Source organism: Pontibacter sp. GD7 (assembly GCF_058216375.1).
Genome location: NZ_JBYZMP010000006.1, coordinates 294,679 through 313,460 on the forward strand (window position 1 = coordinate 294,679; position 18,782 = coordinate 313,460).

Annotated in this window: 16 protein-coding genes; 14 read left to right on the forward strand and 2 right to left on the reverse strand. The window is 48.4% G+C overall.

Annotated elements, in window-relative coordinates; translation table 11 throughout:
- Positions 1–6: 6 nt before the first annotated feature.
- Entirely contained in the window at positions 7–1,359 is a 1,353-nt protein-coding gene (locus tag AC4BAP_RS11935; RefSeq protein WP_490582881.1) for a UDP-glucose dehydrogenase family protein, read from the forward strand.
- A complete protein-coding gene (locus tag AC4BAP_RS11940) occupies positions 1,360–2,322 on the forward strand; it encodes a UDP-glucuronic acid decarboxylase family protein (protein WP_490582882.1) in 963 nt (320 codons plus the stop codon).
- 52 nt (positions 2,323–2,374) lie between these two features.
- On the opposite strand, the gene AC4BAP_RS11945 is transcribed toward AC4BAP_RS11940, so the two are convergent.
- Positions 2,375–3,607, reverse strand: a complete 1,233-nt coding sequence (locus AC4BAP_RS11945; protein ID WP_490582883.1) for a polysialyltransferase family glycosyltransferase — start codon at positions 3,605–3,607, stop codon at positions 2,375–2,377.
- Between the two features lie 50 nt (positions 3,608–3,657).
- On the opposite strand from AC4BAP_RS11945, the gene AC4BAP_RS11950 reads away from it, so the two are divergent.
- Genes AC4BAP_RS11950 through AC4BAP_RS11960 form a run of 3 tightly spaced genes read left to right on the forward strand, consistent with a single transcriptional unit; the run spans position 3,658 to position 7,124 of the window.
- A complete protein-coding gene (locus AC4BAP_RS11950) occupies positions 3,658–4,845 on the forward strand; it encodes a glycosyltransferase family 4 protein (RefSeq protein ID WP_490582884.1) in 1,188 nt (395 codons plus the stop codon).
- A gap of 3 nt (positions 4,846–4,848) precedes the next feature.
- Entirely contained in the window at positions 4,849–6,066 is a 1,218-nt protein-coding gene (locus tag AC4BAP_RS11955) for a glycosyltransferase (RefSeq protein ID WP_490582885.1), read from the forward strand.
- Positions 6,063–7,124 (forward strand): glycosyltransferase, encoded by a 1,062-nt coding sequence (locus tag AC4BAP_RS11960; protein ID WP_490582886.1) that lies wholly within the window; start codon positions 6,063–6,065, stop codon positions 7,122–7,124. The genes AC4BAP_RS11955 and AC4BAP_RS11960 overlap by 4 nt, the downstream gene beginning before the upstream one ends.
- On the opposite strand, the gene AC4BAP_RS11965 is transcribed toward AC4BAP_RS11960, so the two are convergent.
- The gene (locus AC4BAP_RS11965; RefSeq protein ID WP_490582887.1) at positions 7,108–8,388 is read right to left on the reverse strand and encodes a tetratricopeptide repeat protein; all 1,281 of its coding nucleotides are present in this window, start codon (positions 8,386–8,388) and stop codon (positions 7,108–7,110) included. The genes AC4BAP_RS11960 and AC4BAP_RS11965 overlap by 17 nt on opposite strands.
- Positions 8,389–8,500: 112 nt before the next feature.
- On the opposite strand from AC4BAP_RS11965, the gene AC4BAP_RS11970 reads away from it, so the two are divergent.
- The 9 genes from AC4BAP_RS11970 (at position 8,501) to AC4BAP_RS12010 (ending at position 18,762) form a co-directional block, all read left to right on the forward strand.
- A complete protein-coding gene (locus AC4BAP_RS11970) occupies positions 8,501–9,415 on the forward strand; it encodes a M20/M25/M40 family metallo-hydrolase (protein ID WP_490582888.1) in 915 nt (304 codons plus the stop codon).
- 211 nt (positions 9,416–9,626) lie between these two features.
- Entirely contained in the window at positions 9,627–11,891 is a 2,265-nt protein-coding gene (locus AC4BAP_RS11975; protein ID WP_490582889.1) for a sodium-translocating pyrophosphatase, read from the forward strand.
- A gap of 94 nt (positions 11,892–11,985) precedes the next feature.
- Complete coding sequence (hpt, locus tag AC4BAP_RS11980; protein WP_490582890.1) at positions 11,986–12,528, forward strand: hypoxanthine phosphoribosyltransferase; 543 nt, start codon at positions 11,986–11,988, stop codon at positions 12,526–12,528.
- Positions 12,529–12,644: 116 nt separating this feature from the next.
- Positions 12,645–13,241 (forward strand): adenylate kinase, encoded by a 597-nt coding sequence (locus tag AC4BAP_RS11985; protein ID WP_490582891.1) that lies wholly within the window; start codon positions 12,645–12,647, stop codon positions 13,239–13,241.
- A 21-nt stretch (positions 13,242–13,262) separates the two neighbouring features.
- Positions 13,263–14,255: a GTPase ObgE gene (gene obgE / locus AC4BAP_RS11990; protein WP_490582892.1), complete on the forward strand. Its 993-nt coding sequence runs from the start codon at positions 13,263–13,265 to the stop codon at positions 14,253–14,255.
- A 328-nt stretch (positions 14,256–14,583) separates the two neighbouring features.
- On the forward strand, positions 14,584–15,153 hold the full coding sequence (locus tag AC4BAP_RS11995) for a nucleotide exchange factor GrpE (RefSeq protein WP_490582893.1): 570 nt from the start codon (positions 14,584–14,586) through the stop codon (positions 15,151–15,153).
- A 3-nt stretch (positions 15,154–15,156) separates the two neighbouring features.
- Positions 15,157–16,302 (forward strand): molecular chaperone DnaJ, encoded by a 1,146-nt coding sequence (gene dnaJ / locus AC4BAP_RS12000; RefSeq protein ID WP_490582894.1) that lies wholly within the window; start codon positions 15,157–15,159, stop codon positions 16,300–16,302.
- A gap of 203 nt (positions 16,303–16,505) precedes the next feature.
- Positions 16,506–17,417, forward strand: a complete 912-nt coding sequence (locus AC4BAP_RS12005; RefSeq protein ID WP_490582895.1) for an ABC transporter ATP-binding protein — start codon at positions 16,506–16,508, stop codon at positions 17,415–17,417.
- Complete coding sequence (locus AC4BAP_RS12010; RefSeq protein WP_490582896.1) at positions 17,410–18,762, forward strand: ABC transporter permease; 1,353 nt, start codon at positions 17,410–17,412, stop codon at positions 18,760–18,762. The genes AC4BAP_RS12005 and AC4BAP_RS12010 overlap by 8 nt, the downstream gene beginning before the upstream one ends.
- Positions 18,763–18,782 lie beyond the last annotated feature (20 nt).

Consider the following 18,782-nt stretch of genomic DNA (forward strand, 5'->3'; position numbering starts at 1 on the left):
TCACCTATGAGAATAGCTGTAGTTGGCACGGGATACGTGGGTCTGGTAACAGGCACCTGCTTTGCCGAAGTGGGCATTGACGTTACCTGCATAGACATAGACACCAAAAAGATAGAGAACCTGAAGAAGGGGATCCTTCCGATCTACGAGCCGGGGCTGGAGGAGATGGTGCAGCGCAACACCCAGAAAGAGCGCCTTACCTTCTCATCGGACCTGGCCTCCAGCATACAGTCCTGCGGCTGCGAGGCGGCCTTCATCGCCGTGGGCACGCCCCCGGGCGAGGACGGCTCGGCCGACCTGAAGCACGTGCTGGCCGTGGCCCGCGCCATTGGCCAGCACATGACCGACTACATGGTGGTGGTGACCAAGAGCACGGTGCCGGTGGGCACGGCGCGCAAGGTGCGCCAGGCCATCGAGGAGGAGCTGGCCGCGCGCGGCGTGGACATTCCGTTTGATGTGGCCTCTAACCCGGAGTTCCTCAAGGAGGGAGCCGCCATCGAGGACTTCCTAAAGCCTGACCGTATCGTGGTGGGCGTGGCCTCTGACAGGGCCGAGGGCGTGATGAAGAAGCTCTACAAGCCCTTCCTGATGAACGGCCACCCGCTTATCTTCATGGACATCCCATCCGCTGAGATGACCAAGTACGCGGCCAACGCCATGCTGGCCACCAAGATCTCGTTCATGAACGACATCGCCAACCTGTGCGAGATCATGGGTGCGGACGTGAACATGGTCAGAAAGGGCATCGGCTCGGACGCGCGCATCGGCAACAAGTTCATCTACCCGGGCATCGGCTACGGTGGCTCCTGCTTCCCCAAGGACGTGAAGGCGCTGATCAAGACAGCCGAGGAGAACGGCTACGAGATGCAGGTGCTCAAGAGCGTGGAGTCGGTGAACGAGAAGCAGAAGTCTGTGCTCTACAACAAGATCATGGCCCACTTCAACGGCGACATCGCCGGCAAGACCTTTGCCCTGTGGGGCCTTTCCTTCAAGCCGAAGACAGACGACATGCGCGAGGCGCCGTCGCTGGTGATCATAGAGAAGCTGCTGGAGCAGGGAGCGAAGGTTCGCGCCTACGACCCGGTGGCCATGAAGGAGGCGCAGCACACGCTGGGCGACACCATTGAGTACGGCAAGGACGAGTACGAGGCCCTGATCGACGCCGACGCGCTGCTGCTGGTGACCGAGTGGCCCGAGTTCCGCTCACCGAACTTCGCGGTGGTGAGCAAGCTGATGAAGGAGAAGGTGGTGTTTGACGGACGCAACATCTACGAGGCAGCCGACCTGGCCGAGAAAGGCTTCACTTACTACGGCATTGGCGTGAAACAACATATACAGCAAGAGAAAGAAATAGCATAGATGGCAAAGAAAAGAGTACTGATCACGGGTGGTGCGGGCTTTTTAGGCTCACATTTGTGCGACAGGTTTATTAAAGAGGGTTACCATGTGATCGCCATGGACAACCTGATCACAGGTAACCTTGAGAACATTGAGCACCTGTTTAAGCTGAAGGACTTTGAGTTCTATCATCATGATGTATCAAAGTTTGTGCATGTACCGGGTAAGCTGGATTACATCCTGCACTTTGCGTCGCCGGCCAGCCCGATAGACTATCTGAAAATCCCGATACAGACCTTGAAAGTAGGCTCGTTGGGCACGCACAATCTGTTAGGTCTTGCAAAGGCCAAAGGCGCACGCATGCTCATCGCCTCCACTTCGGAAGTATACGGTGACCCGTTGGTGCATCCGCAGACGGAAGATTACTGGGGAAATGTAAACCCTGTCGGGCCGCGTGGCTGCTACGATGAGGCCAAGCGCTTTCAGGAGGCCATGACGATGGCTTACCACATGCACCATGGTTTGGAGACCCGCATTGTACGCATCTTCAATACTTATGGCCCGCGCATGCGCCTGGACGATGGCCGTGTATTGCCTGCTTTCTTAAGCCAGGCGTTGAGAGGCGAGCCGTTGAGCATTTTCGGAGACGGTAGCCAGACACGCTCTTTCTGCTACGTTGACGATCTGGTAGAAGGTATCTATCGCCTGTTGCTAAGCGACTATCACTTGCCAGTGAATGTTGGTAACCCATCTGAGATCACTATAAAGCAGTTTGCCGAGGAGATCTGTAAGCTAACGGGTGTAGAGCTAAAGGTGGAGTATCAGCCATTACCAAAAGACGATCCACAGAAACGCCAGCCGGATATTTCTAAAGCAAAAGAGATTCTGGGTTGGGAGCCTCAGGTAGACCGAGCAGAAGGTCTAAAAAGAACGCTGGAGTACTTTAAAGAGAAAATTCCGGTAAGCACTCCTGAAGAAGTATAGAAAGTATAAATTTACTAAACGGGGCCACATGCAAGTGTGGCCCCGTTTTGCTTTAGAGTGTATCTCCTGCAAGTATGTCGCGCAACCTCTCACCACTCTTGCCATCGAATTTGTACATCCATTCCTGAACAAAATTGGCCTTGTGTGGCAACTGTTCTTGATGGATGACTTCAGGATTAAGTAAGATGCTGTGCAGTTCATCTAAAGTATAAATCGGGGATGCCACACCTGCATCAACCAGCGGTTTTGAAACCTGGTAATCTCCGGCAGGGTGGTTTTCGAAAGTAATGACCGATGTATGAGGGTAAGCGGCAAAAGGCATCAGGTAGGTAGAGTAAAAACCTAATACAACTAAAAAGCCAGGTGCGAGTTGCATAAGTCTTTCATCGTTTACCAAAGTACACTGATTTTGCTTTTCATACTTTCGCCAAAAGTTAAGATCCTGCTTTGGATGCGGTTTGATGTATAACTGGTATTGATGCTTTTGGCAGACGGATAGCAGCGTGCTGGCAAATGTTGTTTTATACTTCATATCCCACTGTAGCAGGCCTTGTTCTGCCAGCGGCTGGTCTATTAAAAGTATACTTTTGCCAGGCACCGCAGGAGTAAGCGCAGCCAGTTTATCGAAGTATGGGATACCGATATACTTTACCGGTCCTCCAAAATAGGGCGCTTCATGGGCCTTAAAACTCTCAAAAATCTTAGGGCTAAACCCAATGTAGTAATCCGCAAGGCGTTTTTCAGACTTTATTCTTCTGAAAGTATCGAGGTAATTATACTTACTCCTCACTTGCACAAACTCTTTTGCAAACGCACTGTTTTCAGGTTTTAGCAAACTTATACTTTTGTCAAGAAATTTGCGAGAGTTAACCCGGGCACGAAAGTTCCTTAAAACCTGGTAGTAATAACTAAGCCTGCTTTCTCTGCCGGGGCTTATACTTGGATCAAACCCAACCACATAATCTGCTCGTAAGCCGTGCTCTAACAGATAAGTCGGGATGCCAGCCTCTTTGCAAGCCAGGTTTAACACCACATGGTTGTAAGACTCGATGTATAGAAAGACAACCTTGTCAGGAATTATACTTTTAAGTAGCTGCTGAGCGCTTTCAAAGTCTTTCCAGTAAATAGCCTGTCCGTAGGTTTTGTATAGCTGGCTTTGCTCCTCATTGGGCGATGCGAAGAACAGAAAGTATAAATTGCAGTGACTTTTAGAAGCCTCCAGCAGCCGCACATAATCCTCCCGGTTATAGTTTCCTACAAATAGTATATTTGGTTTGCCGGACATCTGCACAGAGTGGATTAATAACTATATTTATTAAAAATTAACTTCAAGCTTTGCAAGACACGATTACCAATAAGCCAAGCATTTTTAGTGTAGTGCCAGCAATTGCATATGAAGGTATCTCTAAACAGGTGCTTTTGCAAATGCAGGCTTTACACGAACTTGGCTATCCTGTAAAGTTGATCGTTCTGACCACTGTAGATGACATTGCTCTTGCCGAATTTGCGCCAGGCATAGCCAGAAGCAAAATAACAGAACTGCGCCAGCCAGATGCCTATTTATCGGTGCAGGCCCTGAAGTCCGCTTATGGTGCAAGCAGAAAAATTAAGCAATTGCTTTATGCAGAGAAGAATGCAGTGGTTTTTGCGCATGCACCTTATGCCCATTTTCTGTTAAGGTTGGCTATGTTAATCGGGTTGCGCAAAGATAGAGGTATAAAGCTATGGCAGTATTTTCATATAACGCAGTACCTTGAGTTCCCTTTAGTTACCTTAAGGCGTAAGTTGCTGAATAACCTGAATAAATGGCTGGCTAAGAGATTTGACGATGGTCATGTGTTTGTTTCAGATGCTGTGAAAGCAGACATACAGCAGCACTTGGTTCGTTTGCCCAACAGCATTGTAATTTATAATGCATTGCCTTCGCAAAGTAATCCCACTAAGTATAACGCTACTTTAAAAACTGTTTCAGGCAAATTTAAAATACTGTTGCCTGGCAGGGTAGAGGCCTCGAAAGGGCAGCTTTGGTTTTTAGAGCCTTTCAGAGAATTTGTCAGGCTAAATGAGTTGAGCCCGAACCAGGTAGAGTTGGTGATTGCCGGAACAGGTAACCAGTTTGCTGAGTTAAAGAAAGCCGTTGAGCACAAGGGGCTGCTGGATTATGTGCAAATGCCCGGAAAACTAGAGAATGAGGAGCTTACCAAGAGAATGCAGCAAAGCAGTTTGGTTGTGGTGCCCTCTTTTATAGAAGGGTTACCGCTGGTTGTCTTAGAGGCACTTCAGCAACACTCCCTGGTGCTGGCATCAGACATTCAGCCTAACCGAGAGGTGCTCTGTAATGCTAAGGTTGGCGTGCTGTTTAAAGCCGGAGACGAGACAGATTGTGTGGCTAAACTGCATCATGTGTACACGTATAGATCAGATAACCTGATAGACGAAAAATCTATAGATATTCTGCTAAACACCAAATTCTCACTGGAGAAGCATATCCAGGAAATAATCACATTAATAGAAAAAGGCTGATCCGTGAGAAAACAGCGCATAATTTTCATTGGCTACTGGGGCATACGTGACGACCTGACGAAGGCTACTATACTACCCTGGCTGAAAGTTACGCAGGAGTCTGAAGCAGTGGAGCAGGTGGTGTTTTGCAGCATCGAACGTGAGGGTAATTTATCGTCTGGCGAAGTTCTTCCTACTGAATATTCCAAAGTGCGGCATCATCCTTTATTCCCGGATGAAAATGGAAGTGCGCTGCTCACTAAAATAAGCGACTTTGTGAAGTTCCCGAAGGCCATTGCAGCATTAGCTTCGGAAACCAAAGCCACAGCGCTGTTCGCGCACGGTGCCCCTGCAGGCGCTCTGGCCTACAAATTATGGAAAAAGACAGGCTTGCCATTTTACGTGAGTTCATTTGAACCGCATGCCGATTACATGTTTGAGTCGGGAGTATGGAAAAAGACAGGCTTAAAGTATAACTTCCAAAAATACTGGGAGAGGCAGCAGGAAAAGTATGCCTCAGGGGTGATTCCGGTGTCTGAAAAGTATAGGCAGGAGCTTTTAAAAAGAGGCTTACCTCCTGATAATGTGGTGACAGTACCAAGCCCTGTAGCTACATTCAAGTATAGTCCTGAGATGAGAGTAGCCACACGTGCAGAACTTGGCTGGGAAGTTAATCTGATTGGGATTTATGTTGGCAAGTATGGCGGATTGTATCTGGAAGGTGAGGCGTTTGAGATATATTCGCAATGCTTTAAGCTCATTCCGGATTTCAGGTTGATCATCCTGACACCTGATAAAGTTGAAAATATTTATACTTACTTATCTGCTCAAAGTATAAACCCGGCACATGTGCTGGTAAAAAGTGTAGCACACGAGGAGGTGCCGCGTTACCTCTCTGCGGCAGATTTCGCTTTTGCCACGTACAAACCCGGACCATCTAAAATTGCGATATCCCCGGTTAAAGTGGGCGAATACTGGGCTAATGGACTACCGGTACTTTTAACAGAAGGCATCGGGGATGAGTCGGATATTATAATGCAGGAAGGCGGCGGCGCTTTGTTTACTCCAGGTAAGCAGGACAGCCTGAAAAAAGCCATACATCAGATTTTAAGTATCCTGAAAGAACCGCAGCACAGGTTGCAGATACCCCAACTGGTTAAAAAGTACAGGCCTGCCAACTGCATGAAAGATGCCTTCGCGCACTTTTTTGGTTATGATAAAAGAGGGGAGGGGAAAGTATGAACGTTCTTTTCGTGGTTCCATACCCCATCGGTAAAGCAGCCTCACAACGTTTCAGAGTAGAGCAGTTTCTGCCATACTTAGAAAGACATGGTATAAAGTATAAATTGGCTCCGTTCTGGAGCACACAGACTCATAGCATACTTTACAGAAAAGGCCATACTTTACAAAAGATTGCAGGCACACTGGCTGGTTTTGTGAGAAGGCTGTTTTTATTGTTTCAATTGCACAAGTATGATTTTGTATTCGTGCACCGGGAGGCCACGCCTGTCGGGCCGCCCTGGTTTGAATGGCTTGTCGCGAAGATTTTCCGTAAGAAGCTGATCTTTGATTTTGATGATGCCATTTGGCTCGAGAACACATCCGATGAGAACAGCAGCGCAGCAAAGTATAAGCAGCACCACAAAACTTCTGAAATCTGTACCTGGAGCTATAAAGTAAGTGCAGGGAACCGCTTCCTGCAGCAATTTGCCAGCAAGTATAACCGGCAGGCAGTATACTTGCCTACTACCGTTGATACAGCAATGTATAGCCAGATAAAGCAGCACTCAGCAAAAAAAATAGTTATCGGCTGGACCGGTTCGCACTCAACGCTGCCATACCTTAAAATACTGGAACCTGTGCTGCGGCAACTCGAGCAAAAGTATACTTTTGATTTTATGGTGATCGCAGATAAAGTCCCGGACCTGAAACTAAACTCGTTAAGGTTTGTGCGCTGGCAGTCGGAAACCGAAATAGAAGACTTGTTGCAATTTGATGTTGGGGTAATGCCTTTGCCAGATACTGAGTGGGCCAAAGGGAAGTGCGCTTTTAAGGCATTACAGTATATGGCGTTGGGTATACCTGCGGTGGTTTCGGCAGTAGGAGCTAACGTAGAGGCGGTGCCAAACGGAGAAGTTGGCTATACCTGCACTACTGCGCAGGAGTGGCACACATGCCTGGAGCAACTTATAATCGACGCTGATTTACGGACCAGGCTGGGTGCAAATGGTAAGGTATGGGTATCAGAGAAGTATAGTTTGCAGGCGCACCTACCGACTTTTCTTAGCCTTTTCGGGTAGTTGCTTTATCTGCTTTAGATTTTCCTACTTTTCTGTTTTCTTTCAGATAATCCCTGGCTTCTTTGTAGTTCGCAGACTTTTTATCTTCTGTTTGCTGCACTACTATGGCGTAATAGCGTTTAGCGGTTAGCTTGTCGTTTTGTTGGTCTGCGATTCGGGCCAGGTTCAGGTAGGAGTTTATAAAGTAACCAGAATCACGCTCATTGCTCATCTCAGCATACATAATAGCATCCTGGTAATGTTTCTTCGCCTTTTCAAGGTCGCGGTATTTGTTCTGGTTTATGTAGGCCAATATGTAGGAAGCGTAACGACCGCTAACAGCCTCGTATCCCGGCATGCCCTGGTTAATTTTCTCCAGTATATTTTCAGAAATACGCTCGGCTCTTGTAAAATGGCCCTGCACAAATAACAAACGGGCATAAAAACGCTGGAAGTAGGCGTTGTCCGGATATTTTAAAGCCAGGTCCTGAGACACTTTCAGCGCTTCGGCCATATTGCCTTCCTCATTGGCATAGATCTTCATCAGGAAGGTCTTGGACTCTGTTCCAGTATAAAATCCGGTATTGGCCACATAACGCAACTGCTTTAGGCCTAAACGCTTATCGCCGTTAGGGAAAAAGGCCAGCACAGGGCGCAGCATCGGGTACTCGTCATGTATCCACACGGCATAGTAGTTAAACAGCGCCTCCCCAAACAAAAACTCAGGGCTTAAGCCATTGCCAGCCTTGGCACGCTCCATGTACTCGAGAGAACGTTTGCTGGCCACAGTGGCTTTGCGCCAATTGCTGCGCTCAGAGTGCAAACGGGCCGTGAAACCATAAGCGGCTGCCAGAAAGAAAGAGGCCTCAAAATCTTTTTCATCCTGCTTGTACATCTTCTCTGCCTTATAAATGGCCGTGTCCATGTAAGCAAAGAACATGTCGTCATGCTTCAGCGTCTGGATGTTGGTAGGCACGATCTTCCACCATTGGCTCAGGCCAAGCAGAAAGTATGGCAGCGGGTGTTCCGGGTATCGTCTTCTGATGGATTTGAACTGCTTTTCGGCGATCTCATACTTGAAGTTATACATGTTGTCCACGGCACCCTCCAACTCATACTGCACATCTTTGTTCAGCAACAGCATGCCTTTTACACGCGTTGCCTCTGGTATCACCTCTATCGACTCGAAGGTGATATGGCGCATGGCAGTGGTGTCGGTAGGTGCCTGAGCCATTGCCGTTAAAGATGAACACAATGCAAAAAGGGTAACAAATAACTTATTCATGTATTAAGTATGAATTTTCGGTGCTGTCGAATAAAGCGCTGCTGTATTTGGCGGCAGATTCTAAAAGTACAACAATAATATTAATTTTGAATTCCATTAATGGAAATAACTTATGAGACTTTTAAAACAACTTTGCCAGATACATGCTCCTTCAGGTAACGAAAAAAACCTGTCAGAATTTCTGCTTAACTACATCGAAAAGCATAAAGTTCAATGGAAAGTGCAGCCAACCGTAATATTTGGTGAAGGTTTCCAGGATTGCATTTTACTTATATTTGGTGAGCCTAAAGCGGCAATATTCGCGCACATGGACTCTATCGGTTTTACGGTTCGCTATGGTAAGCAGCTGGTTAAAATCGGTGGGCCAAGCACGGAGCCAGGTTACGTGTTGGTAGGCGAGGACAGCCAGGGGAAAATAGAATGCACACTGGACGTAAACGAAGAAGGTGGTGATCTGCATTATGAATTTGAGCGTGAGATTGAGCGCGGCACAGAACTGGTATTCAAATGTGATTTCAGGGAGACTGATGAAACAGTGCAAAGCTGCTACCTCGACAACCGGCTAGGGGTTTGGAGTGCCTTAAAGGTAGCTGAAACGCTGGAGAATGGTATCATCGCTTTTAGTTGCTGGGAAGAGCATGGCGGAGGCTCTGTGGCATACCTGGCAAAGTATATTTATGAAAACTATGGCGTTACGCAAGGCATTATTTCAGACATCACGTGGGTTACAGAAGGGGTGCATGCCGGAGAGGGTGTGGTGATATCCATGCGTGACAGCCTGATACCAAGGCGCTCTTACGTCCAGAAGATCATCAACATTGCAAAGGAAGCCGGTATACCTTACCAATTAGAGGTTGAGGGAGCTGGCGGAAGCGATGCAAAAGAGCTGCAGCATAGTGCCTACCCTTGGGATTGGTGCTTTATTGGTGCCCCTGAGGATAATGTGCACACCCCGGACGAGATCGTGCACAAGAAAGACATCGAAAGTATGGTGAAGCTGTATGAGGTACTGATGGAGAAGCTGTAATGCTTTTTTTAACTGATATGCAAATGCAATGGGCCACCCACGAAAAATGGGGCGGCCCATTTTTTTGTACCTGGCAGCTGCACTTTCACCTTTTATTATGCAAATAATGTTAAGTGTCAGCCTGAAAGCGATAATTACATTTGGAAATATCTATATTATATCTTTTCTTTATTTGTTATACACCTATATTCTCTAACCTTAAATTTTTTGAATGGAACCTATTCTTTACGCAATTCCTGCATTGGGACTTGCAGCCCTGCTCTACACCTGGATAAGGTCTGCATGGGTAGCAAAGCAGCCAGCTGGCAACGAGCGCATGAGCAGTATTGCACGTCACATCGCCGATGGCGCTATGGCCTTCCTGAAAGCCGAGTATAAAGTACTCGCGTATTTTGCTGTTATCGCCTCCATTTTCCTAGCTTACCTGGGGCTTACAGGCGAAAAATCGCACCCGCTTATTGTTGGGGCCTTTTTGATTGGGGCCACTTTTTCAGCTTTGGCCGGTTTTATCGGGATGCGTATCGCAACCAAAGCCAACGTGCGCACCGCCGAAGCTGCCCGTACCAGCCTTTCTAAAGCTCTGAATGTATCATTTGCCGGAGGTTCGGTAATGGGTATGGGCGTGGCTGGTCTGGCTGTACTTGGCCTGGGGTCGCTGTTTATACTTTTCTATTACATGTTTGTGGTAAGTGTAGGGGGAGATGTTAATGGCGTAGAAATGGAAATTGCCCTGGAGGTGCTTACCGGTTTCTCGCTTGGTGCTGAAAGTATAGCCCTTTTTGCGCGAGTTGGTGGTGGTATCTACACCAAAGCTGCCGATGTTGGCGCTGACCTTGTGGGTAAAGTGGAAGCTGGTATTCCGGAAGACGACCCGCGTAACCCTGCCACTATTGCTGACAACGTAGGCGACAACGTAGGTGACGTGGCTGGTATGGGTGCCGACCTTTTCGGCTCTTATGTGGCTACCATACTTGCAACCATGGTGCTCGGGCGCGAAGTAGTTGCTCAAGATAATTTTGGTGGCTTGTCCCCGATCATACTTCCCATGCTCACTGCGGGTCTTGGTATCGTGTTCTCCCTGATCGGAATGCTGTTTGTGCGCGTAAGCGAAGGTGGTGATGTGCAGGCTGCGCTTAACCGAGGAAACTGGATATCAGTTATACTTACGGCTATTGCCTCATTCTTTGTAATTCAGTGGTTGCTGCCAGAGAACCTGGTGCTGCGTAATTTTGAGTTTACTAACGATGGCGTGTTTATGGCCGTAGTGGTTGGCCTGGTGGTAGGTACTTTAATGAGTATCATCACGGAGTACTACACGGCAATGGGCAAAAAACCTGTCAACTCCATCGTGCAGCAGTCTTCTACGGGGCATGCTACCAATATCATAGCCGGCTTGGCTGTGGGTATGCACTCTACGGTAATGCCTATACTTGTACTGGCTGCCGGTATCGTACTCTCTTATGCTGCTGCTGGTTTATACGGTGTGGCCATTGCAGCCGCAGGTATGATGGCGACAACCGCCATGCAGTTGGCAATTGATGCATTTGGTCCGATTGCCGATAATGCCGGTGGTATTGCCGAGATGAGTGAGTTGCCTAAAGAAGTGCGTGGTCGAACTGATATCCTGGACGCCGTTGGTAACACAACCGCCGCTACTGGTAAAGGATTTGCTATTGCCTCTGCTGCTCTTACCTCACTTGCTCTTTTTGCTGCTTTCGTAGGTATAGCCGGCATCCCAAGTATAGACCTTTATAAAGCCCCTGTTCTGGCAGGTTTGTTTATCGGTGCCATGATTCCGTTTATCTTCTCTGCACTTGCCATTTCGGCGGTAGGCAGGGCGGCGATGGCCATGGTGCATGAGGTGCGCCGCCAGTTCCGCGAGATTCCGGGTATAATGGAGGGTACTGGCCAACCAGAATATGAGAAGTGCGTGGCAATCTCAACAAAAGCCGCCATCCGTGAGATGATGCTGCCGGGTGCTATTGCTCTTATCGTGCCATTAATTGTTGGCTTTGGCTTTAAAGGCGTGTTCCCAGATACTTCATCTGCTGAGATATTAGGCGGTTTGCTGGCAGGTGTAACCGTTTCTGGTGTACTGATGGCCATGTTCCAGTCAAACGCTGGTGGCGCATGGGATAATGCCAAAAAGTCGTTTGAGAAAGGCGTGGAGATAAACGGGGTAATAGAGTATAAAGGCTCAGAGCCGCACAAGGCTTCCGTAACCGGCGATACTGTAGGCGACCCATTCAAAGATACGTCTGGCCCAAGTATGAACATCCTTATTAAGCTGATGTCCATCATGTCGCTGGTTATTGCACCACACATCGCTCTGGAGCGTGAGCCGGCCATACCGGAGGCCCCGATTGACCTGGATGTGATAAACCTGGAGGACGAAAAGCTATCTCCGGAAACAGGAAAAGCGGAAATTAATAAGGATAATACAGTGGTTCTAAGCCATATTGCCCTTAAAAATTAAATTTTAGCTGTTTAAAATTGCATAAGCCCAACCTTAGCGTTGGGCTTATTTTTTATTTATACTTACCTTTGTCTAGGCAAAATAATTTACCTCCATGGACCCGAGACACGTACAGCTGCACGACTGTGAATTCAAATCATACATTTGCGAAGAAGAGATCATTGCCCGTATAACCATGCTTGCAGAGCAGCTGGACAAGGACTATGCTAACAAGCAGCCGCTTTTTCTGGCAGTTTTAAATGGCTCCTTCATGTTTGCTGCCGACCTGCTGAAGCGTGTAAGTATACCTTGCGAGGTATCATTTATCCGCCTTTCGTCTTACCAGGACATGGCCAGCACAGGTAATGTGAAAGAAGTGCTCGGGCTTACCGAGGATCTGGAGCACAGGCATGTAGTCGTATTGGAGGATATCGTGGACACCGGACATACAGTACACAACTTGCTTGGGCAGCTAAGCGAAAAGAAACCGGCATCGGTAGAGGTGGCTACTTTGCTTATTAAACCAGACTGCCTGCAGCACCCACTGGACATCAAGTATGCGGCTATCTCTATCCCGAACGATTTTGTGGTAGGCTATGGCCTGGATTATAACGGCCTTGGGCGTAACCTGCGCGATATTTATAAAATTGTATCGTAACCCAGTTAAGGGCTTTTTTCGTTAGCAGGCCTTTAAGTATGAGCGGCTTTGCCAACATCAAAAATAGACTTACAAGATTTTTATACTTACCTTTGTCTTTTATTTAGCTATAAGATATGCTTAACATCGTATTGTTTGGTCCTCCAGGAGCCGGAAAAGGTACCCAGAGTCAAAAACTGATAGATAAATACAACCTGATACACCTTTCCACAGGCGATTTGCTTCGTTCTGAGATCGCGGCCGGCACCGAGCTGGGTCTGGAAGCCAAAAAGCTGATGGATAACGGGATACTTGTTCCGGATGAGGTTGTGATCGGTATGATCGAAAATAAAGTAAAGGAGCATCGCCATGCTGCCGGCTTTATCTTCGACGGTTTCCCGAGAACAGTGCCGCAGGCCCAGGGCCTGGACAAACTGCTGCAGGACAATGGCACTGAGATTTCGTGCATGATTGCCTTGAAAGTAGACGACGAGGAACTGACGAAACGCCTTCTGCTTCGTGGCCAGACTTCAGGCCGTCCGGATGACCAGAACGAGGAACTGATCCGCAAGCGTGTAGAGGAGTACAACACCAAAACACGTCCGGTGGCAGATTACTACGAAGGCCAGGGCAAGTACTGTGCAGTTGAAGGCATCGGAGAGATTGATGAGATTTTCCAGGCACTGTGCGAGAAGATCGACAGCCTGAAAGAAAAACAAGAAGAGAAGAAATAAGCATACTTACGCTTACCCGAATTGGCTCAAAGCAACTTTATAGATTACGTTAAGATCTGCTCACGATCTGGACATGGCGGCGGTGGCTCAGCCCACTTGCACCGTGACAAGAAAACGGCGAAAGGTGGCCCTGATGGGGGCGACGGAGGCCGTGGTGGGCACATCATACTTCGGGGTAACTCCCAACTCTGGACCCTGCTGCACCTGCAGTACCGCAAGCACATTATTGCTGAGAACGGCCATAACGGAGGGCCCAGCCACTCCACGGGCGCGCAAGGCCACGACGAGGTACTGGAAGTGCCTTTAGGCACAATTGCCCGCAACGCCGAGACCGGCGAACTGATGTGCGAGATCACAGAAGACGGCCAGGAAATCATACTTACACCCGGTGGTCGCGGAGGCTTAGGCAACGCGCACTTTAAATCGCCTACAAACCAGACACCGCGCTATGCCCAGCCAGGCGAGCCTGGTATAGAGGAGTGGGTGATCCTGGAGTTAAAGCTTCTGGCAGATGTTGGCCTGGTGGGTTTCCCAAATGCCGGTAAGTCTACGTTGCTGTCAGTAATGTCGGCTGCAAAGCCTAAAATTGCCAACTATCCTTTTACTACCCTGGAGCCTAACCTTGGCGTTGTGGCCTACCGCGATTACAAATCGTTTGTGATGGCCGACATACCAGGTATCATAGAGGGTGCCTCGGAAGGTAAAGGCCTGGGATTACGCTTCCTGCGCCACATCGAACGGAACTCCATGCTGCTGTTTATGGTTTCCTGTGAGAGTGCCGACATAGCCGAGGAGTATAAAGTTCTGCTAAACGAGCTGGAGACATACAACCCTGAACTGCTGGACAAAAAGCGCATACTTGCCGTAACCAAATCCGATATGCTGGATGAGGAGCTGGAAGAAGAGATGCGCAAAACATTGCCGGAAGGGTTGCCAACAGTTTTCATCTCAAGTATAACTGGCAAGAACATTACAAAACTGAAAGACCTGATCTGGGAAGCACTGAACAGCTAAGCCCGGATTTAGCAATAACACAGATCGGTAGGGGCTGCAAAGCTTGCTACCGATTTTTTTTGAAGCGCCTGCGGCGCAGAACAATGAGTGAATTAGCGAATGAGTGATTGAATGAATAAAATTAAATTAATACAGATTATACTTGTAGCTCTTGCTTAACCTCCCTTCTACCAAGATCCTTAGCAGGATGACAAAAAAGGAGAGGCATTCACTCAACCACTCATTCACTCATTCAAAATTAAGCTGTGCCATTCTGGCACATACGGCTGTTTGGCAAGTTAATTGACAAGACAAATTAGACTTAACAACCTAACTTTTTTAAGGCATTATGTCAGATAAAGATACTAAGAAAGCACAGGAGAACGAAGAACTTCAGGATCAGCCTGTCAATACGGAAGAGAACGGACAGGAAGAAGAGCAGAACCAGGAAGAAACAACTGAGACAGCGCAGGAGGGTACTACCGCCACTGAACTGGCCGAGATGAAAGACAAATTTATGCGCCTGATGGCAGAGTTTGAGAACTTCAGACGCAGAACTGCCAAAGAGCGCCAGGACTTGCTGAAGACAGCCTCTCAGGATGTGATGGTGGAACTGTTACCTGTGCTGGACGATATGGAGCGTGCGCGCCAGTCGATGGAGGCTACCAAGGATGTAGACGCAATGCTGCAGGGCCTGGAGCTGGTGTTCCATAAACTGAAGCACGTTACGCAGCAAAAAGGCCTTAAGCCAATGCTGATCCAGGCAGGTGACGACTTTGACTCGGATATGCACGAGGCTGTGACCCAGATCCCGGCTCCGTCTGAAGAGCTGAAAGGCAAAATTGTTGATGTAATTGAGAAAGGTTATACTTTGAACGACAAGGTAATCCGTTTCGCAAAAGTTATAATTGGAGCGTAAGCAATGGCTAAGAGAGATTATTACGAGGTTTTAGGGGTAAGCAAAAGTGCAGGTCAGGATGAGATTAAGAAGGCTTACCGTAAACTGGCCATCAAATATCACCCGGACAAGAACCCGAACGACCATACCGCAGAAGAGAAGTTTAAAGAGGCTGCAGAGGCCTACGAAGTGTTAAGCGACCAGCAAAAACGTCAGCGCTACGACCAGTTTGGTCATCAGGGCGTAAATGGCGGCTTCGGCGGCGGTGGCATGAACATGGACGACATCTTCTCGCAGTTCGGCGACATATTTGGCGGTGGCAGTCCGTTCGAGAGCTTCTTCGGAGGCGGACGTACCAGTGGCGGCGGACGCCGTACCCGTAAAGGCTCTAACCTACGCATTAAGCTTAAGCTAAACCTGGAAGAGGTAGCCAACGGTGTTGAGAAAAAGATCAAGGTAAAACGTTATGTAGCGTGCGGCACCTGTGGCGGCAACGGTGCCAAAAACGGTACCGACATGCAGACCTGCGGCCAGTGCCAGGGTTCTGGTCAGGTACGCAAGGTGGTAAATACCATGCTGGGCCAGATGGTTTCTACGGCAACCTGCCCTACCTGTAACGGCGAAGGCCGCATTGTAATGCACAATTGCGAGGCTTGCCACGGCAGCGGCAGAGAGCTACAGGAAGAGGTGATCACGATAAACGTGCCTGCTGGCGTAATGGATGGCATGCAGCTGTCTATGAGCGGCAAGGGCAACGTGCCAGAGCGTGGCGGTGTGCCAGGCGATTTGCTTATCCAAATAGAAGAGGAGCAGCACCCAACCCTGAAGCGCGATGGCAATAACGTGATCTACGATCAGTACATCAGTTTTGTGGATGCCGCTTTAGGCGCTGAGATCGAGGTGCCAACCATTACAGGCAAGGTAAAGATCAACATTAAGCCAGGCACACAAAGCGGAGAGATCTTCAGGCTGCGTGGCAAAGGCATAAAAGACATAAACGGCTACGGAACCGGCGATCAGCTGATCCACGTGAATGTGTGGACGCCGAAATCGCTGAGCAGCGATGAGCGTGCCGTGCTGGAAGGCCTGCGCGAGTCCAGCAACTTTGCACCGCACCCGGGCAAGAACGAAAAAGGCTTTTTCGAGAAAGTAAAAGACTACTTTCAATAACAAAGGCTGAAACTAACTAAAAACAAAGAGCCGCTTTCCCCTGGGGAGGCGGCTCTTTTCTTTGCGATGGATTAATCTGCTATACTTTCTTATTCATCCGGCGTATATGCAGCTTAGTCGAGATTAGCTTAACCATACTTAAGTTAAACTTGTCCTAAACATAGTATAAAGCTATATTTGAGTAAATCAATAACAATCCAACGTTGAGCATCCTTAAAATTGATGGCGTTACAAAGCGCTACAGCAATCATACTGCCCTCGACAATGTGAGCTTCGAGATTCCGAGCGGCTGCATTTTTGGCCTGTTGGGTCCGAACGGTGCCGGTAAAACCTCCCTTATTCGCATTATCACCCAAATTACCGGAGCCGACAGTGGTGCGGTATACTTTAAGGGAGAGCGTCTGAAGCCTGACCATATCAAAGAAATTGGTTACCTGCCTGAAGAACGGGGTCTTTATAAGAAAATGAAAGTTGGTGAGCAGCTTTTATACCTGGCGCAGCTAAAAGGGCTTAGCAAGCCGGAAGCAAAGGCACGAATTAAGGATTGGATAGACCGGTTCGAGATTCGGGAGTGGCTGGATAAGAATATAGAAGACCTCTCGAAAGGCATGCAGCAGAAGGTGCAGTTCATAGCCACGGTTATGCACGAGCCGGCCCTGATCATACTTGATGAGCCTTTCTCGGGTTTTGACCCCATCAATGCCAACCTGATCAAAGATGAAATACTAAGACTGCGCAGCCGGGGTGCCTCCATTATCTTCTCAACGCACCGCATGGAATCTGTAGAAGAGCTTTGCGATTACATTGCCCTGATTAACCGGTCGCGTAAAGTGCTGGACGGGCCTGTAAAAGAGATAAAAGACGCATACAAAACCGACACCTTCCAGGTAATTGGTAACGGTAACCTGCTGATAACCTCCCCGGATTTTGAAGTGCTGGAGCAACATGACAGCCATGGTATCTTCAGGGCAAATATTAAGCTGCTTAACAACACCAAGCCCAACGATTTGCTGGCCTACCTTATACAGCGGGTAGAGGTGCACTCGTTCATTGAGTTGGTGCCAAGTATAAACGATATCTTCATCAGAAAAGTAAAGGAAACCCACCATGCATAAAATCTGGCTAATCATTCAGCGTGAGTACCTGACCCGTGTGCGCAAGAAAAGCTTCATTATCATGACGTTGCTTACGCCGCTCTTGCTGGCTGCCTTCATGATCGTGCCTGCCTGGCTGGTTACAATTTCGGATAGTGCCGAAACCGTGATGGTGCTGGACGAAACCGGTATGTTTGCCAATAAACTGGAAGACAAAAAAGACCTTAAGTTTATACCGCTGGCCGGCTCGCTTGAGCAGGCCAAAACAGTGTACCAGGAAACAGACAACACAGCACTGCTTTACATCCCGAAGGATTTTACCATTCAGGACCCGGAAGGCGTGGTTATTTACTCAAAAAAGAGTGCCAGCCTGCAAACCAAAGTAAGGTTGGAGAATGCGCTGGAAAAAGAAGTGGAGAACCAGCGTTTTATAGCCTCGGGTATGGACCGTGCCACGCTGGAAAAAATCAAGGCCGACATCTCGCTTACAACCATCAATATAAGCGATGAGGGGGAGAAGGATAGCAGCGTCATTGCCAACTCTATTGCTGGTGTGGCTGGTGCGGTTATCATCTACTTTTTCATATTCATGTATGGGGTGCAGATCATGCGCGGTGTGATAGAGGAGAAAACGAACCGCATTATAGAGGTGATCATATCTTCTGTAAAACCTTTCCAGCTGATGATGGGAAAAGTAGTGGGTATAGCAGCGGTTGGGCTTACACAGTTCCTGCTCTGGATCATACTTTCTTTGTTTGTGGTAGGAGGGGTGCAGTCGTTGTTTGGCGTAAAGCCGCCACCAACGCCAATAGAGCAAATGGCAAGTGGCCGCGAGGCAGCCTTGGGTGAGGACCTGGATGCTGATAGCGACGAAAAGGCACAGGAAGACGGCAAAGCGGCAAAGGTAGTAAGCGAAAGTATGGCTGCTATCTCTAACCTTAACTTCCCGCTAATACTTGGGTGCTTCCTGTTCTATTTTCTGGGTGGCTACCTGTTGTATGGTTCGCTTTTCGGGGCCATAGGCGCCGCCGTAGACAACGAAACCGACACGCAGCAGTTCATGTTCCCAATCACTATTCCGCTGATCATCTCCTTTATCATGTCTTATACTTTGGTGCTGAAGAACCCTGATGGACCGGTGGCTTTCTGGATGTCGATTATCCCGTTAACCTCGCCGATAGTGATGATGGTGCGTGTGCCTTTTGGCGTGCCTGCCTGGGAGTTGCTGCTCTCGATGGCGCTGCTGGTACTCGGATTTATTTTTACCACCTGGATAGCTGCCCGCATTTACAGGGTGGGAATTCTGATGTATGGTAAAAAGATAAATTACCGGGAGCTCTCGAAATGGCTGTTTTATAGAATATAAGCAAAAGTGTAAAGCCGGTG